The sequence below is a fragment of the Paeniglutamicibacter terrestris genome, assembly GCF_012271785.1.
Taxonomy (GTDB): domain Bacteria; phylum Actinomycetota; class Actinomycetes; order Actinomycetales; family Micrococcaceae; genus Paeniglutamicibacter; species Paeniglutamicibacter terrestris.
In genome coordinates this window covers 48,412-67,566 of the sequence record NZ_JAAWVT010000002.1, presented here as the reverse complement: position 1 = coordinate 67,566, position 19,155 = coordinate 48,412, and the positions used below count along the sequence as shown (strand labels likewise).

At 60.0% G+C, this 19,155-nt stretch carries 18 protein-coding genes and 1 tRNA gene; 8 read left to right on the top strand and 11 right to left on the bottom strand.

Translation table 11 applies throughout. The features are described 5' to 3' along the window. Positions 1–15 precede the first annotated feature (15 nt). The gene (gene rpoB, locus HED64_RS06025) at positions 16–3,522 is read right to left on the bottom strand and encodes a DNA-directed RNA polymerase subunit beta (protein ID WP_168151210.1); all 3,507 of its coding nucleotides are present in this window, start codon (positions 3,520–3,522) and stop codon (positions 16–18) included. A gap of 494 nt (positions 3,523–4,016) precedes the next feature. On the opposite strand from rpoB, the gene HED64_RS06020 reads away from it, so the two are divergent. Further along, positions 4,017–4,508, top strand: a complete 492-nt coding sequence (locus tag HED64_RS06020; protein ID WP_168151209.1) for an aminoacyl-tRNA deacylase — start codon at positions 4,017–4,019, stop codon at positions 4,506–4,508. Here HED64_RS06020 and HED64_RS06015 read toward each other — a convergent pair. The 8 genes from HED64_RS06015 to HED64_RS05980 all read right to left on the bottom strand — a co-directional run bounded on the left by HED64_RS06015 (position 4,483) and on the right by HED64_RS05980 (position 10,866). Next, on the bottom strand, positions 4,483–5,676 hold the full coding sequence (locus HED64_RS06015; protein ID WP_168151208.1) for an acyltransferase family protein: 1,194 nt from the start codon (positions 5,674–5,676) through the stop codon (positions 4,483–4,485). The genes HED64_RS06020 and HED64_RS06015 overlap by 26 nt on opposite strands. 192 nt (positions 5,677–5,868) lie before the next feature. Continuing rightward, complete coding sequence (gene rplL / locus HED64_RS06010) at positions 5,869–6,240, bottom strand: 50S ribosomal protein L7/L12 (RefSeq protein WP_168151207.1); 372 nt, start codon at positions 6,238–6,240, stop codon at positions 5,869–5,871. 68 nt (positions 6,241–6,308) lie between these two features. Then, the gene (gene rplJ / locus HED64_RS06005) at positions 6,309–6,863 is read right to left on the bottom strand and encodes a 50S ribosomal protein L10 (protein WP_132358706.1); all 555 of its coding nucleotides are present in this window, start codon (positions 6,861–6,863) and stop codon (positions 6,309–6,311) included. Between the two features lie 1,302 nt (positions 6,864–8,165). Then, positions 8,166–8,873 (bottom strand): 50S ribosomal protein L1, encoded by a 708-nt coding sequence (rplA, locus tag HED64_RS06000; protein WP_132358708.1) that lies wholly within the window; start codon positions 8,871–8,873, stop codon positions 8,166–8,168. 160 nt (positions 8,874–9,033) lie between these two features. After that, complete coding sequence (gene rplK, locus HED64_RS05995; protein WP_132358710.1) at positions 9,034–9,465, bottom strand: 50S ribosomal protein L11; 432 nt, start codon at positions 9,463–9,465, stop codon at positions 9,034–9,036. 132 nt (positions 9,466–9,597) lie between these two features. Then, a complete protein-coding gene (gene nusG, locus HED64_RS05990) occupies positions 9,598–10,353 on the bottom strand; it encodes a transcription termination/antitermination protein NusG (protein ID WP_168151206.1) in 756 nt (251 codons plus the stop codon). 57 nt (positions 10,354–10,410) lie between these two features. After that, positions 10,411–10,677 (bottom strand): preprotein translocase subunit SecE, encoded by a 267-nt coding sequence (gene secE, locus HED64_RS05985; protein WP_132358714.1) that lies wholly within the window; start codon positions 10,675–10,677, stop codon positions 10,411–10,413. Positions 10,678–10,793: 116 nt separating this feature from the next. Next, positions 10,794–10,866, bottom strand: a tRNA-Trp gene (locus tag HED64_RS05980). Between the two features lie 173 nt (positions 10,867–11,039). On the opposite strand from HED64_RS05980, the gene HED64_RS05975 reads away from it, so the two are divergent. After that, positions 11,040–11,618, top strand: a complete 579-nt coding sequence (locus HED64_RS05975) for a hypothetical protein (RefSeq protein WP_168151205.1) — start codon at positions 11,040–11,042, stop codon at positions 11,616–11,618. Between the two features lie 140 nt (positions 11,619–11,758). Beyond that, on the top strand, positions 11,759–12,958 hold the full coding sequence (locus tag HED64_RS05970) for a pyridoxal phosphate-dependent aminotransferase (protein WP_168151204.1): 1,200 nt from the start codon (positions 11,759–11,761) through the stop codon (positions 12,956–12,958). Between the two features lie 81 nt (positions 12,959–13,039). Here HED64_RS05970 and HED64_RS05965 read toward each other — a convergent pair whose 3' ends face one another. Further along, on the bottom strand, positions 13,040–13,714 hold the full coding sequence (locus HED64_RS05965; RefSeq protein ID WP_168151203.1) for a LuxR C-terminal-related transcriptional regulator: 675 nt from the start codon (positions 13,712–13,714) through the stop codon (positions 13,040–13,042). Further along, entirely contained in the window at positions 13,701–14,978 is a 1,278-nt protein-coding gene (locus HED64_RS05960) for an ATP-binding protein (protein ID WP_168151202.1), read from the bottom strand. Before HED64_RS05960 ends, HED64_RS05965 begins: the two co-directional genes overlap by 14 nt. 126 nt (positions 14,979–15,104) lie before the next feature. Between HED64_RS05960 and HED64_RS05955 the strand changes: the two genes are divergently transcribed. The 5 genes from HED64_RS05955 to HED64_RS05935 all read left to right on the top strand — a co-directional run bounded on the left by HED64_RS05955 (position 15,105) and on the right by HED64_RS05935 (position 19,102). Beyond that, on the top strand, positions 15,105–16,430 hold the full coding sequence (locus HED64_RS05955) for a PspC domain-containing protein (RefSeq protein WP_168151201.1): 1,326 nt from the start codon (positions 15,105–15,107) through the stop codon (positions 16,428–16,430). Next, positions 16,427–16,654 (top strand): hypothetical protein, encoded by a 228-nt coding sequence (locus tag HED64_RS05950; protein ID WP_168151200.1) that lies wholly within the window; start codon positions 16,427–16,429, stop codon positions 16,652–16,654. The genes HED64_RS05955 and HED64_RS05950 overlap by 4 nt, the downstream gene beginning before the upstream one ends. A gap of 99 nt (positions 16,655–16,753) precedes the next feature. Next, on the top strand, positions 16,754–17,002 hold the full coding sequence (locus HED64_RS05945) for a PspC domain-containing protein (protein ID WP_132358724.1): 249 nt from the start codon (positions 16,754–16,756) through the stop codon (positions 17,000–17,002). 275 nt (positions 17,003–17,277) lie between these two features. Then, the gene (locus HED64_RS05940) at positions 17,278–18,306 is read left to right on the top strand and encodes a 6-phosphofructokinase (RefSeq protein ID WP_168151199.1); all 1,029 of its coding nucleotides are present in this window, start codon (positions 17,278–17,280) and stop codon (positions 18,304–18,306) included. 67 nt (positions 18,307–18,373) lie between these two features. After that, positions 18,374–19,102 carry a GNAT family N-acetyltransferase gene (locus HED64_RS05935; RefSeq protein WP_168151198.1) on the top strand — a complete coding sequence of 243 codons (729 nt, stop codon included), beginning with the start codon at positions 18,374–18,376 and terminating at the stop codon, positions 19,100–19,102. Positions 19,103–19,155: the final 53 nt, after the last annotated feature.

Genomic DNA, 19,155 nt, shown 5'->3' with positions numbered 1-19,155 from the left:
AGGCACATATTGGAACTAAACCTCTTCGACGGAGTTCGGTTCCGACCGGGAAAGGTCGATACCGAGTTCTTCCGCTGCCCGGAAGACTTCTTCGTCCGAGTCTCGCATTTCGATGGTCTGACCGTCGGTTCCGAGGACCTCGACGTTCAAGCACAACGACTGCATTTCCTTGATCAGAACCTTGAACGATTCCGGAACGCCAGGTTCCGGGATGTTCTCGCCCTTGACGATTGCTTCGTAGACCTTCACGCGACCGTGAATATCATCCGACTTAATCGTGAGCAGTTCCTGCAAGGTGTAAGCGGCACCGTAGGCCTCCAGGGCCCACACTTCCATCTCACCAAAGCGCTGGCCACCGAACTGTGCCTTACCACCCAGCGGCTGCTGCGTGATCATGGAGTACGGACCGGTCGAGCGTGCGTGGATCTTGTCGTCCACCAGGTGGTGAAGCTTCAAGATGTACATGTAACCAACGGATACCGGATCCGGGAAAGGCTGACCGGAGCGGCCGTCAAACAGACGAGCCTTACCGGAGTTGCCGATCAGACGAACGCCGTCGCGGGTCACGTTGGTGTGATCCAACAGGCCGCGGACTTCGTCTTCCGACGCGCCATCGAATACCGGGGAGGAGACCAGCGTGGAAGGAGATTCGCGCGGTAGATCCGGCAGGTTCTTCACCCAAGCCGGTTCGCCCTCGATCTTCCAACCCTGCTTGGCTGCCCAACCGAGGTGGATTTCCAGAACCTGGCCGACGTTCATTCGACCCGGAACACCCAAGGGGTTCAGGACGATGTCAACCGGAGTTCCATCTTCCAGGAACGGCATATCTTCGATCGGCAGGATCTTGGAAATGACGCCCTTGTTACCGTGACGGCCAGCGAGCTTGTCACCATTGGTGATCTTGCGCTTCTGGGCCACGTAAACGCGAACCAGCTGGTTCACGCCCGGAGGCAGGTCATCGTCGTTGTCGCGATCGAAGATGCGAACACCAATGACCACGCCGGACTCGCCGTGCGGCACCTTCAAGGAGGTGTCACGCACTTCGCGGGACTTCTCACCGAAGATGGCGCGCAGCAGGCGCTCTTCCGGAGTCAGCTCGGTCTCGCCCTTAGGCGTGACACGGCCAACGAGGATGTCGCCAGCTTCAACCTCGGCACCGATGTGGATGATGCCGCGCTCGTCGAGCTGCGCCAGGATCTCTTCGGATACGTTCGGGATGTCGCGGGTGATTTCCTCGGCACCAAGCTTGGTGTCGCGGGCATCAACTTCGTGCTCTTCGATGTGAATCGAGGTCAGCACATCGTCGGAGACCATGCGCTGGGAGAGGATGATCGCATCCTCGAAGTTGTGACCCTGCCAAGACATGAAGGCAACCAACAGGTTCTTACCCAGGGCGAGCTCGCCCTTGTCGGTGGAGGGACCATCGGCGATGATCGAGTTGTAGTCAACTCGGTCGCCTTCGGAAACCATCACGCGCTGGTTGTATGCGTTGCCCTGGTTAGAGCGCGCAAACTTCATGATCGGGTAGGCCGATTCGGTGCCATCATCGTTCATGACGGTGACGAGGTCAGCCGACACCTCGGAGACAACGCCTCCGGTGGATGCGATAACCGAGTCGCCGGCGTCAACAGCCGCGAACTTCTCCATACCGGTACCCACGAATGGGGACTCAGAGGCCAGCAACGGCACAGCCTGACGCTGCATGTTGGCACCCATGAGTGCGCGGTTAGCATCGTCGTGCTCGAGGAACGGAATCAGGGCGGTTGCCACAGACACCATCTGGCGCGGGGAAACGTCCATGTAGGCGATCTCGTTGGGCTCAACGATGACGGGCTCGCCGCCACCACCCTTTTCACGAACGAGTACGCCGTCTTCGATGAAGTGACCATCTTCGCTCAACGGCGCGTTGGCCTGTGCGATGAAGTGGTCAAGCTCGTCGTCAGCGGTCAGGTAATCGATCTGACCGGTGACCCGACCATCAACGACCTGGCGGTACGGAGTTTCGATGAAGCCGAAGGCGTTGATGCGACCGTAGGTAGCCAACGAACCGATCAGACCAATGTTCGGGCCTTCAGGGGTTTCAATCGGGCACATACGTCCGTAGTGGGACGGGTGAACGTCTCGAACTTCCATGCCTGCACGGTCACGGGACAGACCACCCGGGCCCAGCGCGGAAAGACGACGCTTGTGCGTCAGACCGGCGAGCGGGTTGTTCTGGTCCATGAACTGCGAGAGCTGGGAGGTACCGAAGAACTCCTTGATCGCCGCAACAACCGGACGGATGTTGATCAGCGTCTGCGGAGTGATGGCCTCGACGTCCTGGGTGGTCATGCGTTCACGCACAACACGCTCCATGCGGGAAAGACCCGTACGGACCTGGTTCTCGATCAATTCGCCAACGGCGCGGATGCGACGGTTGCCGAAGTGGTCGATGTCATCGACACTCACGGTCAAAGCGACAGGCTTGCCGTCGCGGATACCCGGGGTGTTCTTCTCGCCGGCGTGCAGCGCGACAAGGAACTTGATCATCGCAACAATGTCGTCGATGTTCAGGACCGATGCGTCGGGGCTGTTCAGCGGGGTGTCAACACCGAGCTTGCGGTTGATCTTGTAACGACCAACCTTTGCCAGGTCGTAGCGCTTGGCCTCGAAGTAGAGGTTCTTGAGCAACGCCTGAGCAGCATCGACCGTCGGCGGCTCGCCCGGGCGAAGCTTGCGGTAGATATCCAGGAGGGCTTCTTCCTGGGTATCGGTGGTGTCCTTCTCAAGGGTGGCGCGGATCGAGTCGTACTGTCCGAACTCCTCGAGGATGCGACCTTCGGTCCAGCCAAGAGCCTTGAGCAGAACCGTAACCGACTGCTTGCGCTTACGGTCAAGGCGAACGCCGACCTGATCACGCTTGTCGATTTCAAGTTCAAACCAAGCACCACGCGACGGGATGATCTTCGCGGTGAAGATGTCCTTGTCACTGGTCTTGTCTGGGGTGCGCTCGAAGTAAGCGCCCGGGGAACGAACGAGCTGGGACACCACGACACGCTCGGTGCCGTTGATGATGAAGGTGCCCTTGTCGGTCATCAGCGGGAAGTCGCCCATGAACACGGTCTGCTGCTTGATTTCGCCCGTGTTGTTGTTCATGAACTCGGCCTTAACGTACAACGGAGCCGCGTACGTAGCGTCGCGGTCCTTGCACTCGGCCATGGTGTACTTCGGGTCAGCAAATTCAGGCTCAGAGAAGCTCAGGGACATAGTCTCCTGGAAGTCTTCAATGGGGGAGATCTCTTCAAAGATCTCGGCAAGGCCCGAAGTGCTGGCTACACTGGTGTCACCAATGGTCTGGGCGTAGGCCAGACGGTTCTTCCAGCGCTCATTGCCGATGAGCCAATCAAAGCTCTCGGTCTGCAGCGCCAAGAGGTTTGGAACGTCCAGTGGTTCGTGAATCTTTGCAAAAGAAAGTCGGCCAGCATATTCCGCGGTGCGGGCCGAACTAGCGGTTTGGTTGTTAGAGGTGCTCGAGGCGACCAAGATGGATCCTTCCACAGACCGTCAGGTTTCCGGCGTCGTCTCTCTGCGAAGAGTTTCACTGTTCACAGCACCGCTGAGCAGGCCTACCGCTATATGAAGGCCGGAGATGAAAAGAGAAGACGCAAATCTCAACGTTACACCATCGGACCTACCATGTCTACCGTCCGGCATGCAACCCAGCAGCCCAGGCCCAGTTTTTGCTGAGATTTACATCACGCGCAAGTTTGTGGGGGGTGCTGGTGCAGACCAGAGGCACTAGCCTAGAAACACTCAACTTGGCCTCGCGTGTTCCCAGAAAGTGAGTATCTGAACGTGTACTTATCCAGAGACAACACGGCAATTTCTCATGCACCTAGAGCTGCCCTATCCCCCGCTATCGGAATCTGTGCACGAGATTCCCGGCCACGCCACCCATTACGGGTCCACGCCGCGGCGGGCACCAATGGGCACAATGCTGACGGTATTTCGCACGTGAGATTTGGGGCCTAATCGCCATGGACATCATCTTGCCGCCTGGGGTCGAACGCATGAAACTCGATGCCGCACAGCGCGGTCTTGACATCGAGGTGGTGACTCGGGGCCCGGCTTCGAGTCTCACGGAGGCTGCGGCTCTCTTGGGGATTCTTCCTGAAAAGATCGTGAAATCCTTGGTCGTAAAACACAAGGACGGCAGTTTTCTCTTTGTCCTGATTCCCGGTGACCGCGTGATCTCGTGGCCCAAACTTCGCGCGCTGCTGGGGGTCAATAAGTTGTCCCTGCCACACGCCGACGTCGCGTACACGGCCACAGGGTATGAACGCGGCACCATCACGCCGCTGGGCTCAACAACGCAGTGGCCCGTTTATGCAGATCTAGGCATCGACGGCGGTCAAATCTGCCTCGGCGCCGGCGCCCATGGCCACTCAGCATTCGTGGATTCAACGAAGTTGATCCACGCATTGAAGGCAACCCTGGCAGATATTAGCGACCCAGAACCGGCTCGTTAGATTTCTTCAGATCCCTGATTTTCGATCCAACACGGCTCAGCGCGTTGGTGGTGGCCGTTGCAAGTGGTTTAGCCAGTGGACGTTCGATGAAGCGTTGAATCAGGTACGCGGCAGCAAATACCGTAGCGATCACCAGCGGGAGCGTGACGTACTTTCCGAGTACCGGATTCAAATGGTCAATCAGCCACCATCCCCATACCTGGTGCAGGAGGTAGACGGGGTAGGTAAGGGAGCCCAAGAGCGCCAGAAACTTCCACTGGATGTTGCGTAGTGGGCTCAGTGTCAGAAGTGCGATGACGGTGAACAACCCCACCACAATGACCCAGTAGTTCCACGCAGGAATGTCGTATCCGACCAGTTCCATGGCCTCTACTGGGCCCTTCAATCCAGTGAAATAGGCGGCGATCCCGACGTTCATGACCAGCAGGGACCAGCGAAGAATGCTGTGACCGAATCGGTAGATGAGGAAGATCAGGATTCCGCCACAAAACAGCGGCGCGTAGTCACTCATCAGGTCCGTTGCGACCTGGGCATTACCGCCGAGATGGGCTGCCAGTCCAAGGACTGACCAGGTAGCGGCAAGAATGGTGATCCCACGAATGGTCAACAGGCGCAGAACCATAAGAACGAGAATGAGCAGATAGAAACGCATTTCCACCCAGAGCGTCCAGTAAACGCCGTCAATATGTCGCAGCTCCATGGCTGGGTGGAACATGGTCAGGTTGGCCAGCAGTTCTTTCACCCCTAGCCCCGCACCCACCTGCGGCCACATGACTATTACCAGATATCCAGTGGCCAGCACCGCTACCCAATAGGCAGGATATAGACGACCTATACGGGATCCCACGAATCTTCCGGCACCCTTACCGTAGGCGGAGAGCAGGATGACGAATCCGCTGATAATGAAAAAGAGCTGGACGCCCATGTTCCCATACACGCTGATTCTCGATAGTACCGGCCATGCATCCTTGGCCTCGGGGGTCCCCCAATATCCGTGGTGCCATGCGGTGTAGTGGAAAAGGAGCACCAACAATGCTGCTGCAAAACGTAACGCATCAAGTAGCCCCAGCCGCGGCGCCTTCTTGGCGACAACTGGGTGATCTACCGGGTTTGAGATCCGGTCGGTTTCATGTACGGCTTCAAGTACCGCCGTGCCATTTCCCGCCATGCATTGACCCTAACCATTTTCGCGTTCGTTATCTATCCGTTATCTACGATAGCAAGGAACATTGGTTAAGTTCAGTCGGGAGGCGATAAGTCATGAAACACACAGCAAATCACAGGTTTGAAATCAAAGTTAAAAGACCGCTGGCCCGCAAAACCAAACGGTTTTGCGGGCCAGCGGCTAAGAAGCGAAGAGTTACTTGACAGTAACGGTAGCGCCGGCAGCCTCGAGGGCTTCCTTTGCCTTCTCTGCGGCTTCCTTGGTGGCGCCTTCCAGGACAGCCTTAGGAGCCGAATCAACGACCTCCTTGGCTTCCTTCAGACCCAACGAAGTCAGGGCGCGAACTTCCTTGATAACTGCGATCTTCTTGTCGCCGGCTGCTTCGAGGATAACGTCGAATTCAGTCTGCTCTTCGGCTTCAGCGGCACCAGCGGCCGGGCCGGCAACTGCAACAGCAGCTGCGGAGACGTCGAAGGTCTCCTCGAAGGTCTTTACGAACTCGGAGAGTTCGATGATGGTCATTTCCTTGAAGGCTTCCAAGAGCTCTTCGGTGGACAGCTTAGCCATGATGGGCAGCCTTTCCGTCGGCGGCACTTACGCGCCGCAAGTTACTTGAGTGAGGGGTTGAAGAAAGCTTAGGCTTCTTCGGTGGCGGCTTCGGCAGCAGGTGCCTCGGCCTCGGCAGGTGCTTCAGCAGCGCCACCGTTTGCTTCTTCGAGCTTGACGCGCAGTGCTTCGATGGTGCGGACAGCGGCGGATGCCGGAGCCTGCAGCACACCGGCAACACGTGCCAGCTGGAACTCACGGGATTCAAGGGCAGCCAGGGCGGCAACCTCGGTTGCGTCAAGGGCCTTGCCCTCGAAGTAACCGGTCTTGATGATGAGCTGCTTGTTGTCCTTAGCGAAATCCGTGAGGCTCTTAGCGGCAGCAACTGCGTCGCCCTTAATAAAGGCGATTGCAGTCGGGCCAGCAAGCTGGCCTTCGAATGCTTCGATGCCGGCTTCCTTTGCTGCGAGACCAGTCAAGGTGTTCTTCACAACCGCGTACTTGGTATCTGCACCAAGTGAGCGGCGAAGCTGCTTGAGCTGCGCAACAGTAAGCCCACGGTATTCGGTCAGGACAGCGGCGGTCGACTCCTTGAAGTCGGCGGTGATTTCCTCTACTGCGGAAACCTTAGTCGGCGTTGCCATAACACTCCTTCCGGGGTATAGATCTGATAACCAGTCGATCCAGCCCGGCCAGGAGTACTGACATAAAAAACGCCCCATGCAGATGCACGGGGCGGAAAGCACGCAAATACTTGCGAGAAATTCACTTCGTTCACCTGCGCAGGTCGTCCTTTGTGGGACTTTCAGAGTCTCACCGCATAAGCAGTAATTCTCGACCGACGGTCTTCGGTATTCACAAGCCTAGCAGTGTGCCAGCGACGGAACAAATCGGTGAGAGGTGTTCCGCGTTACCCCTCACGGACCTAATTGTTAAAAGCGGTAGGCCCCTCGGGTTCCGCAACTTGGGGGATAGCGGAAGGGAGGAGCCTACCTGTGCAGCAATGCAACTTGGGGGAACGCATTGCTGCGGTAATGTGCTCGGGGCGGGGCTTGGGGTCTCCGCCATGGAGCACATGGTGAACGAATCACCCGTCACGATCAAATCGTGACGAATCAACTCTATCATTCAAGGGCATACGCACAATCACCTCGGCGGAAAGCATGGACATCGATGACAGGGAAGAAGCCACACGCCGTTGCGACTATCCAAAGGCGAGGCTTCTCGAAGCCTCACCACTCCCCCGGCACCAAGCGAGCGCACGGGCTATTCAGGAAGTCTTTCGGGAAATTGTGCCGCCCCTGGTGATACTTCGAACCAACAGGTCAACCCCGCCATTCTAGGGCGCCGGCACGTAGGTGGTCCGTGACGGCCGATGAAGATCTTCGCCGTGGCTGGCACTGGCCGATACGAGACCGCTGGCCAGCTCAGATTCACGACGATCACGTCCTGAAGGAACCTGCCAGGGCTAGGAATCTCACGACCGCTGACCTCGTTCCGAGGTTTGGTCATGACCAGCACGGCCGAGCGCCCAATCAGCCCGCTGCTTTAGATTCGAGTTAGGTCTCACTGGAATTCGCAGGTCCACCGCCAGCATGGCCGACCTGCGAGGCGCCGATGGCCAACGCTCAGCGTCACGGTGCGACGTTAGGCGGTGCATTGGCACGATGCACCGTGGAGGCGGACGCACGGTGGAGGCTATGGGCGGTAGCAGTGCCTCATGGAGCTACTTGGAGCGCTACAGCAACGGAACGTGTAGCTCGTGGTGGTGCGCAACCAGCCGGCGAACCAGCCGGGCTAAGGGATACGGCCAGCGAACGCGTGGGACATGTCGGGCACACGAGTCAGGACCCGCGAATTGACTCCGATTCGGTGGTTAAACGACCGAACCCGGTACCAATCCCCCAAAAGGAGGTTGGTACCGGGTTCGAAACGATGAGGCGTTATTATGCCTCGGAAAGAACGCGGGTTACGTTCGAATCGACCGGGATGCCCGGGCCGAAGGTGGAAGCAACGGTAGCCTTGGAGATGTAGCGGCCCTTGGAAGAGGAAGGCTTCAAACGAAGCACCTCGTCCAGTGCTGCTGCGTAGTTCTCTGCGAGCTTCTGAGCATCGAAAGAAACCTTGCCGATGATGAAGTGCAGGTTCGAGTGTTTGTCGACGCGGAAGTCGATCTTGCCACCCTTGATCTCGTTGACGGCCTTGGCGACATCCATGGTCACGGTACCGGTCTTCGGGTTCGGCATCAGGTTACGAGGACCCAAGACCTTACCCAAACGGCCAACCTTGCCCATGAGGTCAGGGGTAGCAACTGCTGCGTCGAAGTCGGTCCAGCCGCCAGCGATCTTAGCGATCAGGTCGTCCGAGCCAACGAAGTCGGCGCCGGCTGCGATTGCAGCTTCTGCCTTTTCGCCGTTTGCGAAGACAACCACGCGGGCGGTCTTGCCGGTGCCGTGCGGAAGGATTACGGTACCGCGAACCATCTGATCGGCCTTGCGGGGATCAACGCTGAGGCGGAATGCAACCTCAACGGTCTCGTCAGCCTTCGAGAAGGCGATCTCCTTGGCCAGGGCAACTGCCTCGGCCGGAGCGTAGAACTTGTCTTCTTCGATCTTAGCCGCGGCGGCTACGAATGCTTTACTGCGCTTTGCCATCTGCTTTTTCTCCTTATGCAGTCGTGGTCATCATTGGATCGCGCTGGACCCTGCCACTTGCGATGAGGGGCACCGGATGATTCCGGATGATTCCACATCGTCTTCTTTGTCATGGGGTTGCGTTACTAGAAAACTAGCGACGCGGGTGTAAAAGGCGGAATTAGCCTTCTACGGTGATGCCCATCGAGCGGGCGGTGCCGGCGATGATCAAGGCTGCAGCCTTGATGTCGTTGGCGTTAAGATCTTCCATCTTCACAGCGGCGATCTCTTCGGCCTGAGCCTGAGTCAGCTTGGCAACCTTGACGGTGTGCGGGGTAGCTGAACCCTTGGTGACGCCTGCAGCCTTTTTGATGAGCTCGGCTGCCGGAGGAGTCTTGGTGACGAAGGTGAAGGAACGGTCTTCGTAGACAGTAATTTCAACCGGAACCACGTTGCCGCGCTGCGACTCGGTGGCGGCGTTGTACGCCTTGCAGAATTCCATGATGTTGACGCCGTGCTGACCAAGCGCCGGACCAATCGGCGGTGCCGGGTTGGCGGCGCCTGCCTGGATCTGCAGCTTGATGAGTCCGGTGACCTTTTTCTTGGGGGCCATGTCGGGTCCTTCTTCTATTGCGTGGCCCCGTTGCACAGGAGCGTGCCTCGGGGGGTTGATCGCCGTGGCGCGGCGATCAGAACCGTGTCATACCCCGGTAAAGCATCCGGGGATAGGCACGAAGTTTAAATGTTACGCGATCTTGGTGACCTGGCTGAACGACAGGGTCACGGGGGTCTCACGTTCGAAGATCGACACCAGAACGACCATCGTGGAGGATTCGAGCTTGATCTCGCTGATCGTTGCCGGCAGCGTTTCAAACGGACCGTCGTTGACGATGACGGATTCGCCAACCTCAAAGTCGACGTTGACCTCGGTGATCGGGGCGCGGCCCGCCTTCGAGTGCTCGCCTTCTTCTTCGGTCACGATGGTGTGAGCCAGCATCGAGAAGACTTCCTCGAGGCGCAGCGGATCCGGGTTGTGAGCGTTGCCCACGAAGCCGGTAACACCCGGAGTGTGTCGAACGGCACCCCACGAGGCGTCGGTCAGTTCCATACGGACCAGAACGTAGCCGGGGATACGAACACGGCGCACGATCTTGCGTGTGGTGTTCTTGATTTCCACAACTTCTTCCATGGGGACCTGAATTTCATAAATGAATTCGTCCATGCCCAGGGTCTGGATGCGGGTTTCAAGGTTGACCTTGACGCGGTTTTCGTAACCTGCGTAAGAGTGGATGACGTACCAGTCGCCGGGCTGACGGCGAAGCTGCGTACGGAATTCTTCGATGGGATCCACGGCCGGGGTTTCCTCGGCTGCTTCAACCTCGGGAGCCTGCTCGGCGTCCTCGGAAACGACGGAATCGATCGACACCTCTTCGGTATCAACCTCTACGGCCTGGCCTTCGAGATTCTCGGTGGCCTGCGGTTCGAGTTCCTGCTCGGACACTGCGGTTCCTGCTTTCTGTTACTGGTTCACCAGAAGTTTGGGGCGAATGCTCGCGCGTTACTGTTCGGGCGAATTGGTGAAGATCAAAATCGATCCGTTGCCGAACACGAAGTCCAGAGCGGAAATGATCACCATCATCAACACCACGAAGCCGATGACAACCAACGTGTAGTTGACTAGCTCGCTGCGGGTCGGGGTGACGACCTTCTTCAGTTCAGAAATCATCTGTCGGAAGAAGAGAGCAAGACCCGCAAAGAAACCGGCCTTGGACGGCTTCTTATTGTGTCCAGCGCCATGCGAATCGCTCGCAGTCGTTTCGGTCACGGTTCCTCGTTTCAGATTATCCCACTTGAAACAGCCACGGTGTGCTGCAGCCGTATTGACCACAACACACCGTGACGTGAATATTCGCCGAGCAACCGTAGATGATTGCTACTGCGCAGGGCAGACAGGACTCGAACCTGCAACCTGCGGTTTTGGAGACCGCTGCGCTACCAATTGCGCCACTACCCTTCGAGCGAGATGCTCGTGAACCACTAAAATCCTTATCGGACTTGGTGATCCAGATGTTTTCCAACACCGAGGAACAAGTCTACTCAAAGAATGTGCTGATTGTCGAACCGAGGTGTTCAAGCACGAAATCTCGGTCTTTTTTACTGCCTCGTACTCACTGTTAGGTTGAGTACATGCTCCCCACCAAACCACAGGCCCTCGGCCCTGGCCAGTCCATTGCCCTGGTTATTTTTGTCTTTGCGGGCGGTTCGGTGCTTGATGCGATCTTGAGGATCACCGCCCGCTATTCCAGCGCAGAGGCACTATTGCCGCATCTGCTATTGGCCGCCGTCCCGCTGCTGATCGCCGCCGGTCTGTGGGTGGCTCTGCGCGGACGCAAGGAACTGCGCGGGATCATGGTCCTGCAATTGTTACTGGCGGCGAGCGTGTCGGTGATCTCCTTCCGATCTGCCCTTCCTCTGTCCTGGTACCTGGGCATCGGACTGATCATCTGGGCCATGCGCCTGAGTACCAACCTGCTGATGTGGGTGGGAACCAGCCTGCTGGTGCTCACCGCCGGGGCCCAATTCGGCATGATCGCCTATGACGGAGTGCTGTTCCTTCCCTTTGTCATCACCCCGGTGGTATTCCTGATGTCCGCAGCCTATTTCCAGTGGCACCAGGTGAAAAACCAGCAACCCGAACGCGATTCAGCGCTCACGGCGGCCAACGAGCTACATCGCTCGCGCTATGGCAAGGAAATCGGCCAGTAGCCTCCGTCGCTGACTCCGCGCCGGGCCCCTTCATACTCCCGGCTGTTACAACCATTAATCGCGCTGCCACCTCGCTGCCGACTAAGCTGAGTCCATACGTATTTCCACCACCTTTCCTCATCCCTTCAGGAAGCGACGACATGGCACGCATTTCCCGACGTATCGGGTCCATTGCAGAATCCGCAACTCTGGCCGTAGACGCCAAGGCCAAGGCACTGAAGGCGGCGGGGCGTCCCGTCATCGGCTTTGGTGCCGGTGAGCCGGATTTCCCCACCCCCGATTACATCGTTGAGGCAGCAGTTGCCGCGGCCCGTAACCCCAAGTACCACCGCTACTCCCCCGCGGCCGGACTGCCGGAGCTACGTGCCGCCATTGCCGAAAAAACCATGCGTGACTCTGGTTACCAGCTTGATGCGTCCCAGGTGATGGTGACCAATGGTGGCAAGCAGGCCGTATACAACGCGTTTGCCACGCTGCTGGATCCGGGAGACGAAGTCATTCTGCCGGCCCCGTACTGGACCACCTACCCGGAGGCCATCCGTTTGGCCGGCGGCGTGCCCGTTGAGGTATTTGCCGGGCCGGAGCAGGGTTACAAGGTCACCATCGAGCAGCTTGAGGCCGCGGTAACCCCGAAGTCCAAGGTGTTGCTCTTTGTTTCGCCGTCAAACCCGACCGGTGCGGTGTACTCGCCCGAGCAGGTTGCAGAGATTGGCCGCTGGGCAGCATCGAAGGACCTCTGGGTTATTACCGATGAGATTTACGAGCACCTGACCTATGACGACGCGGTCTTCACGTCGATCGCCACGGCAGCACCGGAGCTGGGCGACAAGGTCATCATCCTGAACGGTGTGGCGAAGACCTACGCCATGACCGGCTGGCGCGTGGGATGGATGGCCGGGCCACTTGATGTCATCAAGGCCGCCACCAACCTGCAGTCACATGCCACCTCGAACGTCTCGAACGTCTCGCAGATCGCAGCTCTGGCCGCCGTCTCTGGTCCGTTGGACGCCGTGGCGCAGATGCGCACCGCCTTTGACCGTCGTCGCAAGGCCATGGTTTCGGCCCTGAACGCCATCGACGGAGTGAATTGCCCGGTGCCCGAGGGTGCTTTTTACGCCTACTCGGATGTCCGCGGCCTGCTCGGTCGCGAAATCCGTGGCATCGTTCCGGCCACCAGTGCCGAGCTTGCCGCGCTGATCCTGGAACAGGCCGAGGTTGCGGTGGTCCCGGGTGAGGCCTTCGGCCCCTCCGGCTACATCCGCATGTCCTACGCACTCGGTGACGAAGATCTAGCCGAGGGTGTGGGCCGACTGGCAGCACTGCTGGGCGAAGCCAAGTAGTTTCGGCACCCAAGGTCGGTATGGCTGCCTCCATTGATGGAGGCAGCCACACCGACCTTTTTGTTACCCGGGGGCTGGGGCTCAGAGGATCCGGCGGTCCACTGCCCAACGGGTGAGTTCGTGACGATTCGAGAGCTGGAGCTTGCGCAGCACCGATGACACATGGGTTTCCACGGTTTTCACCGAAATGAACAGGTCCTTCGCGACCTCCTTATAGCTGTAGCCGCGCGCAATCAGGCGCATGACCTCCAGCTCCCTGGCACTGAGCAAATCCAGTTCCTCATCGGCGCTGATCGCGGCTTGAGTCCCAAAGGCATCAAGCACAAAACCGGCCAACCGTGGGGAGAACACGGCATCTCCGCCGGCAACCCGCAGCACGGCATCGGAAATCTCCTGACCGGAAATTGACTTGGTCACATACCCCCTGGCACCGGCGCGGATCACCGTGACCACGTCCTCCGCGGCATCCGACACACTCAGGGCCAGGAACTTCACACTCGAAAAAACGTCGGCACAGCCGGCCAGCACCTCTGCCCCGCCGCCTCCGCGTCCACCGGGCAGGTGTACATCCAGCAGCACCACGTCGGGAAGCTGGCTGTGCACCACGGCGATGGCGCTCTCCACGCTGGCGGCCTCACCGACCACGCTCAGGCGCTCGTCCAGGTCTGCCTTGAGCCCGGACCGGAAGATCCCGTGGTCATCAACCACCACCACGCGCACCGGGGTACCGGCGGGGGCATTTTCACTGCTCGTCATGCTCGTCTCCAATTTTTGCCTCCATGAACAGCTGCACCTCGGTGCCATCCTGATCACTCTTGATCGTAGCCGTGCCACCGTTGCGGTTGATGCGCCCGATGATCGATTCGCGCACCCCGTGCCGATCCGCCGAGACGGCGCCCGGGTCAAAGCCGGCACCGCGGTCACGGACAAAGACCTCGATGCCGGTCGCGTCCGCCTCGATATACACCGAGATGGTGCCCCCGGCATGTTTTGCCGCATTGGTCATGGCCTCACGGGTCGCCTGTAAGAGGGCATCGTGCCCGGGCACCCCGATCCGTTCACCGACGGCCACCACATTGATGGACACCAGATACAGTTCCTCAATTTCCTCCGCCGCGGCACGTATTGCGGCACTGATCCCGTCCTGGCTGGGTTCGGGCTCGGCATAAAGCCAGGTGCGCAGCTCTCGTTCCTGGGCGCGGGCCAGTGTCAGCACCATGGCCGGATCGGTCGAGCGCTTCTGGATCAGTGCCAGGGTCTGGAGGACCGAATCGTGGAGGTGAGCGGCGATGTCTGCTCGTTCCGCCGCGCGCTCACGGTTGCTGCGTTCGGAGACAAAATCGCGCCAGAAGCGCAGCGCCCAGGGCAATAACACCAGTACCAGCCCGGCAATCACGGCCAGCGCGACCACCAGCCCGGAGAGCAGCGCGCTAATGCCCACGGTGCCACTGAGCAGCAACAGCAAGCCGAGTACCACCAGCAAAACGCCCGACAACAGCCGGGTGATACCGGCAGCCCCGATGGTTCCGCTGCTCTTGCGCAGCCCCGCGCGGCCGCCCTCATCGAGCTGTATCCAGGCGATCACCGCGCCGCCAATCACCGCGGCGAGCGGCCAAATCACGTTCCAGCGGATCTCGAAGGCACCCACAAGTTGGGCAGCGCCCAGAGCGGCGATGAGCAACAGCCCGATCCCCACCACGATCTGGCGCCACAGTCCCTGCCGTGAGCTGCCTCTAACATCGGCGGAGGGCTCGGGATTGGCCAGTTGTTCGGCCAGTGAGAAGCGTCGGGTTCCGGTACTGCGCTCGGCATCACGCCGTGCGTCGCGCGCGCTGGGAACAAAGATCCACAGCCAGGCATAAAGCACCACCCCTGCTCCGAGCAACGCGGTGGCCAGCATAAATCCAATGCGCACCAGCCGTACGCTCAGCCCCAGGTGGCGCGCCAACCCGGCGGCGACACCGGCAATGATGCGGTCATCTCCGCGCGTCAGCTCGGGGCGCGGTGCTGTTTGGTTCATGTATCCATCCAAGCACGCCTACACGGGCTTTGGTGCCGGTACCAAGCGATCCCGGGGTTCGGTTCAGGGTTCAATCAGGGCTGACCCCCATAGCGGGGGTGCCTGCCCAGCGACGAGGATAGAAGCATGAACGAAGCAACTAAGGAACACGGGTTTTTCCGCTGGGTACGAGAGCTGGGTCTGCAACGCAGTTCCGAGAGCTGGGTCGGCGGCGTTGCCGGCGGAGTGGCACGACGTTTTGGGCTCGCCCCCATCTTGGTGCGCGGCATTGGCGTGGCGCTATGTTTTGTTGGCGGCATCGGCGTGCTGGCCTACGGTCTGGCCTGGGCGGTACTTCCCGATGAGGACGGCCGGATCCATGTGCAGGAGGCCATTGTCGGGCGGTGGAGCAGTGGAATGAGCGGCGCGCTGATCCTGAGCATCATCGGGGCGGTGAGCTCCCCGTCCCTCTTTGGTTGGTGGGACGGCGGCTTCTGGACCCTGCTGGTGATCCTGGGCATCGGCTTCTTGATCTTCTCCCGTCGTGGCAGCGTACCTGCCCGCACCCCAGGAACCTCCGAGGTGTATGAGCGTGAAGCTGCCACTGCCTACCCCGACGGATTTATTGGGCCGCGGCCGATGAGCAGCAACGATTCTTCGCCCGCAGCTCCGGCCGTCTTCACCGGTAGCACCGCGGTACCGCCCGACGCGTTGGCCGCCGATGCGCCCACGACTCCCCTTTCCCACCAGTTCACGGAGGGCACCATGCCGATTCCCACCCCAGGTTCCCCGGCCCCAGCCGCGGGGTTCACCCCACCAATCCCACCGATCAGCAAACCTCGGGCGCCACGCAATAAGTCGGTACCCGGGTATGTCGCCACCATCGTCTTGGGACTAGCCGTACTGGCCTTTGCCATGGTCGTGGGGTTGGCGCAGCTGAACATGCTGCAAATCAACGTGAACGCCGCCGCGGTGGGCTTTGCCATCGCGCTGATCATTATCGCGCTGGGGATCATCGGTGCGGCGCTGAAGCACCGCACCGGCGGCGCACTGGTGGGTTTTGGCATCGTCGCACTGGTCTTCGCGTTGATCTGGGGAGGTAACTCACTGCGCGATACGCAGGGCGCGATGATCATCCCCGGGATCGTTTCTACGGATTCCGGCGGACGGGAGAACGTTTTTAGCTCCGGTGCCATGGATCTGCGCTCCTACTCGAACATCACCGAGGACACCGAGGTGCAGATCGATAATGTCTTTTCGTCGATGACCCTCACCGTCCCGGACAATATCCCGGTCGCCATCAATACCGACGGAGTCTTCTCCTCGCTCACCGTCGATGGGCAGTCCGCCTCGATGGGCGAGGGGCAAAGAATCCTCAATGCCGACGCCGTCGGTCCCACCCTGGAATTGCAGCTGGATGGCGTCTTCAGCAGCCTCACAATCAACGTAGCGAAAGCGGAGGTGGCACCATGAGCCAGCACACCGAAGAACACCACGATTCACCGATTCCCACCGCAAACTTCCCCACCGGGACCCTGGTCTTCGGACTGATCCTGTTGGCCATCGGGTTGGCGCTCCTGGCCTCGCTGCTCTTGGCCTTCCAGATCAGCGCACCGTTGCTCTTCATTTCCTTACTCGGAGGTGCCGGAGTGATCCTGATCATTTCCGGCATCGCCGCGGCACGCCGCTCCGAGTGAACCGCACGCGCTCAATAACCCGCTCTCGGTGAAGTCACCGCGAATCAGCAGCGGAATGACAGCCCCATCAGCCCCTAGAACATGAAAGACTTTGACACCATGGACACCTTTTTTAATTCCTTGCGATCGATCCCCTTCCGCCGCGGCCCCAAGCGTTTAGTTGGTGGCGTCGCCGGCGGCATCTCCGATAAGTTCGGCTGGGATGTCACCCTCGTGCGCATCGGCCTGCTGCTCAGCTTCCTGCTGCCGGTCCTGGGCATCGGCGCCTACGTGGTGGCCTGGCTGTTGCTGCCGGCCCAAGATGATTCGATTCCGCTGCAGAAGATGATCCGCGGCCTGAACAAGTAATAGATCCCCCTGCAGCCGGTAGCTACCGACTGCAGGGGATCCGGATGATTTTTCACCCGCGTCCCGCGGCGCACCGTTTCAACCGGTGCACCGCGGGACGCGGCCCTTTTTTATGGCAGAACGTCGTCACCATGGACTACGTGTTGGTCATCACAGCATTGCCGTGGCTAAACTGGATGTTGGCGAGCCCAATGTCGCGCTCCGATATCACCACCACAGCCGTACTCGCTCTCGCGGGCTCGGCCGATCGAGCAGCGAAAAGGAATTGAGCGAGCATGCGCATTGGGATCATGACCAGCGGCGGAGACTGCCCTGGGTTAAATGCCGTCATCCGTGGGGCAGTCCTGAACGGTATCAAGAGCTACGACCACGAGTTTGTTGGCTTCCGCGATGGCTGGCGCGGGGTCAAGGACGGGGACACCGTGGAGCTCTCGCGCACCGCCGTCCGCGGTATCTCCAAGCAGGGCGGCACCATTCTGGGCACCTCACGCACCAACGCGTTTGAGGGCGAGAACGGTGGAGCAGCAAACATTGCCGCGACGCTGAAGCGTGTGGGCGTGGACGCGATGATCGCCATCGGTGGAGAGGGCACCTTGGCCGGGGCCAAACGGCTCACCGATGCCGGGCTGAAGATCGTCGGAGTTCCCAAGACCATCGACAACGATCTGGATGCCACCGATTACACCTTCGGCTTTGATACGGCCAACCAGATTGCCGTGGAGGCCATCGACAGACTGCGCACCACCGGGGAATCCCACCACCGTTGCATGATCGCCGAGGTCATGGGCCGGCACGTGGGCTGGCTGGCACTGCATGCGGGTATGGCGACCGGCGCGCACGCCATCCTCATTCCCGAGCAATCAACCACCATGGAACAGATCTACGCGTGGGTTTCCGAGGCCCACGACCGCGGGCGTGCCCCGCTGGTGGTCGTGGCCGAGGGCTTTGTCCCCGAGGGAGCCGAGGGAGCTTTCTCCGAGCGCGGCCTGGACGCTTTCGGCCGTCCCCGCCTCGGTGGCATCGGAGAGCAGTTGGCCCCGTTCATCGAGGACGCCACGGGCATTGAGACCCGGGCGACGGTGCTCGGGCACATTCAGCGTGGCGGGGTGCCCAGCGCCTTTGACCGCGTCTTGGCCACTCGTTTGGGCATGGCCGCGGTAGATTCGGTGGCCGACCAAGCCTGGGGCACGATGGTCTCGCTGCGCGGCACCAAAATCAACCGGGTACCGTTCCAAGCGGCGCTGAATAACCTCAAGGCCGTCCCGCAGGAACGTTACGACGAGGCCAAGGTGCTCTTCGGCTAGGCCAGTGCCCCACCCCCGCGTGCCGCCACGGTTCATCGGCACCACCGACCTGCACTAGGCTCAATACGTGAATCTAGAATTTGGCACGCGCGCCATCATCGCGCTGGCGTGGGCCCGTGAATTTTCCGTCCCCGACACCGCGTTGCAGCCCGATAGGGAGGGCGCAAGCTTCTTTGTCCCGTCCCTGGGCAGCAACCGTGTTGAGGTATTGCGCCTGGGTGAACATCAGGTGGTGCGTGCGCCGGCAGATATTTTGTCGCTGCTGAGCGATGATCCGCAGGCACGTTTCCTCGATGACCGGGCGCTGCTGGGGCTCCTGCGTGCCAGCGGCTTGGCCCCTTCGGTCCGCTCGTTGGGGATTGACGCCCTGACGTATCTGGACTCACCCTTTGAGATCGTGGATTCCGAGGCCATCACCGTTTCAACCGACGTGGATGATTTGGCCGAGCTGCGCGAGAATTCTCCGCATGACGATGCAGCAAGCACCACGCTGGATGGCTGCGATCAATGTTTTGTACTCTTTTCCGACACCGGGTCGGACCCGGTCGCGGGTGCCGGTTATTGGGCTCCGGGCGGCCTGCTGGCGGAGACCACCGTGCTCACGCATCCCGGCTTACGTCGCCACGGGCTGGGCCGTTATGCCGCGGCGCTGGCCGTGGATGACGCGCTGAGCGAGGGACTGATTCCACAGGCACGTATCCGCGAAGGACAGGATGGTGCCGGCGTCTTGGCCACCTCGCTGGGCTTTGAACGCCTCGGCTCACTGCTGACGCTGAAGCTGCACGACGGTCTCTAAGAGAGACGCGCTGACTTTAGTGCTTAGCGCGACCGACCTAGCGCCGCTGACTT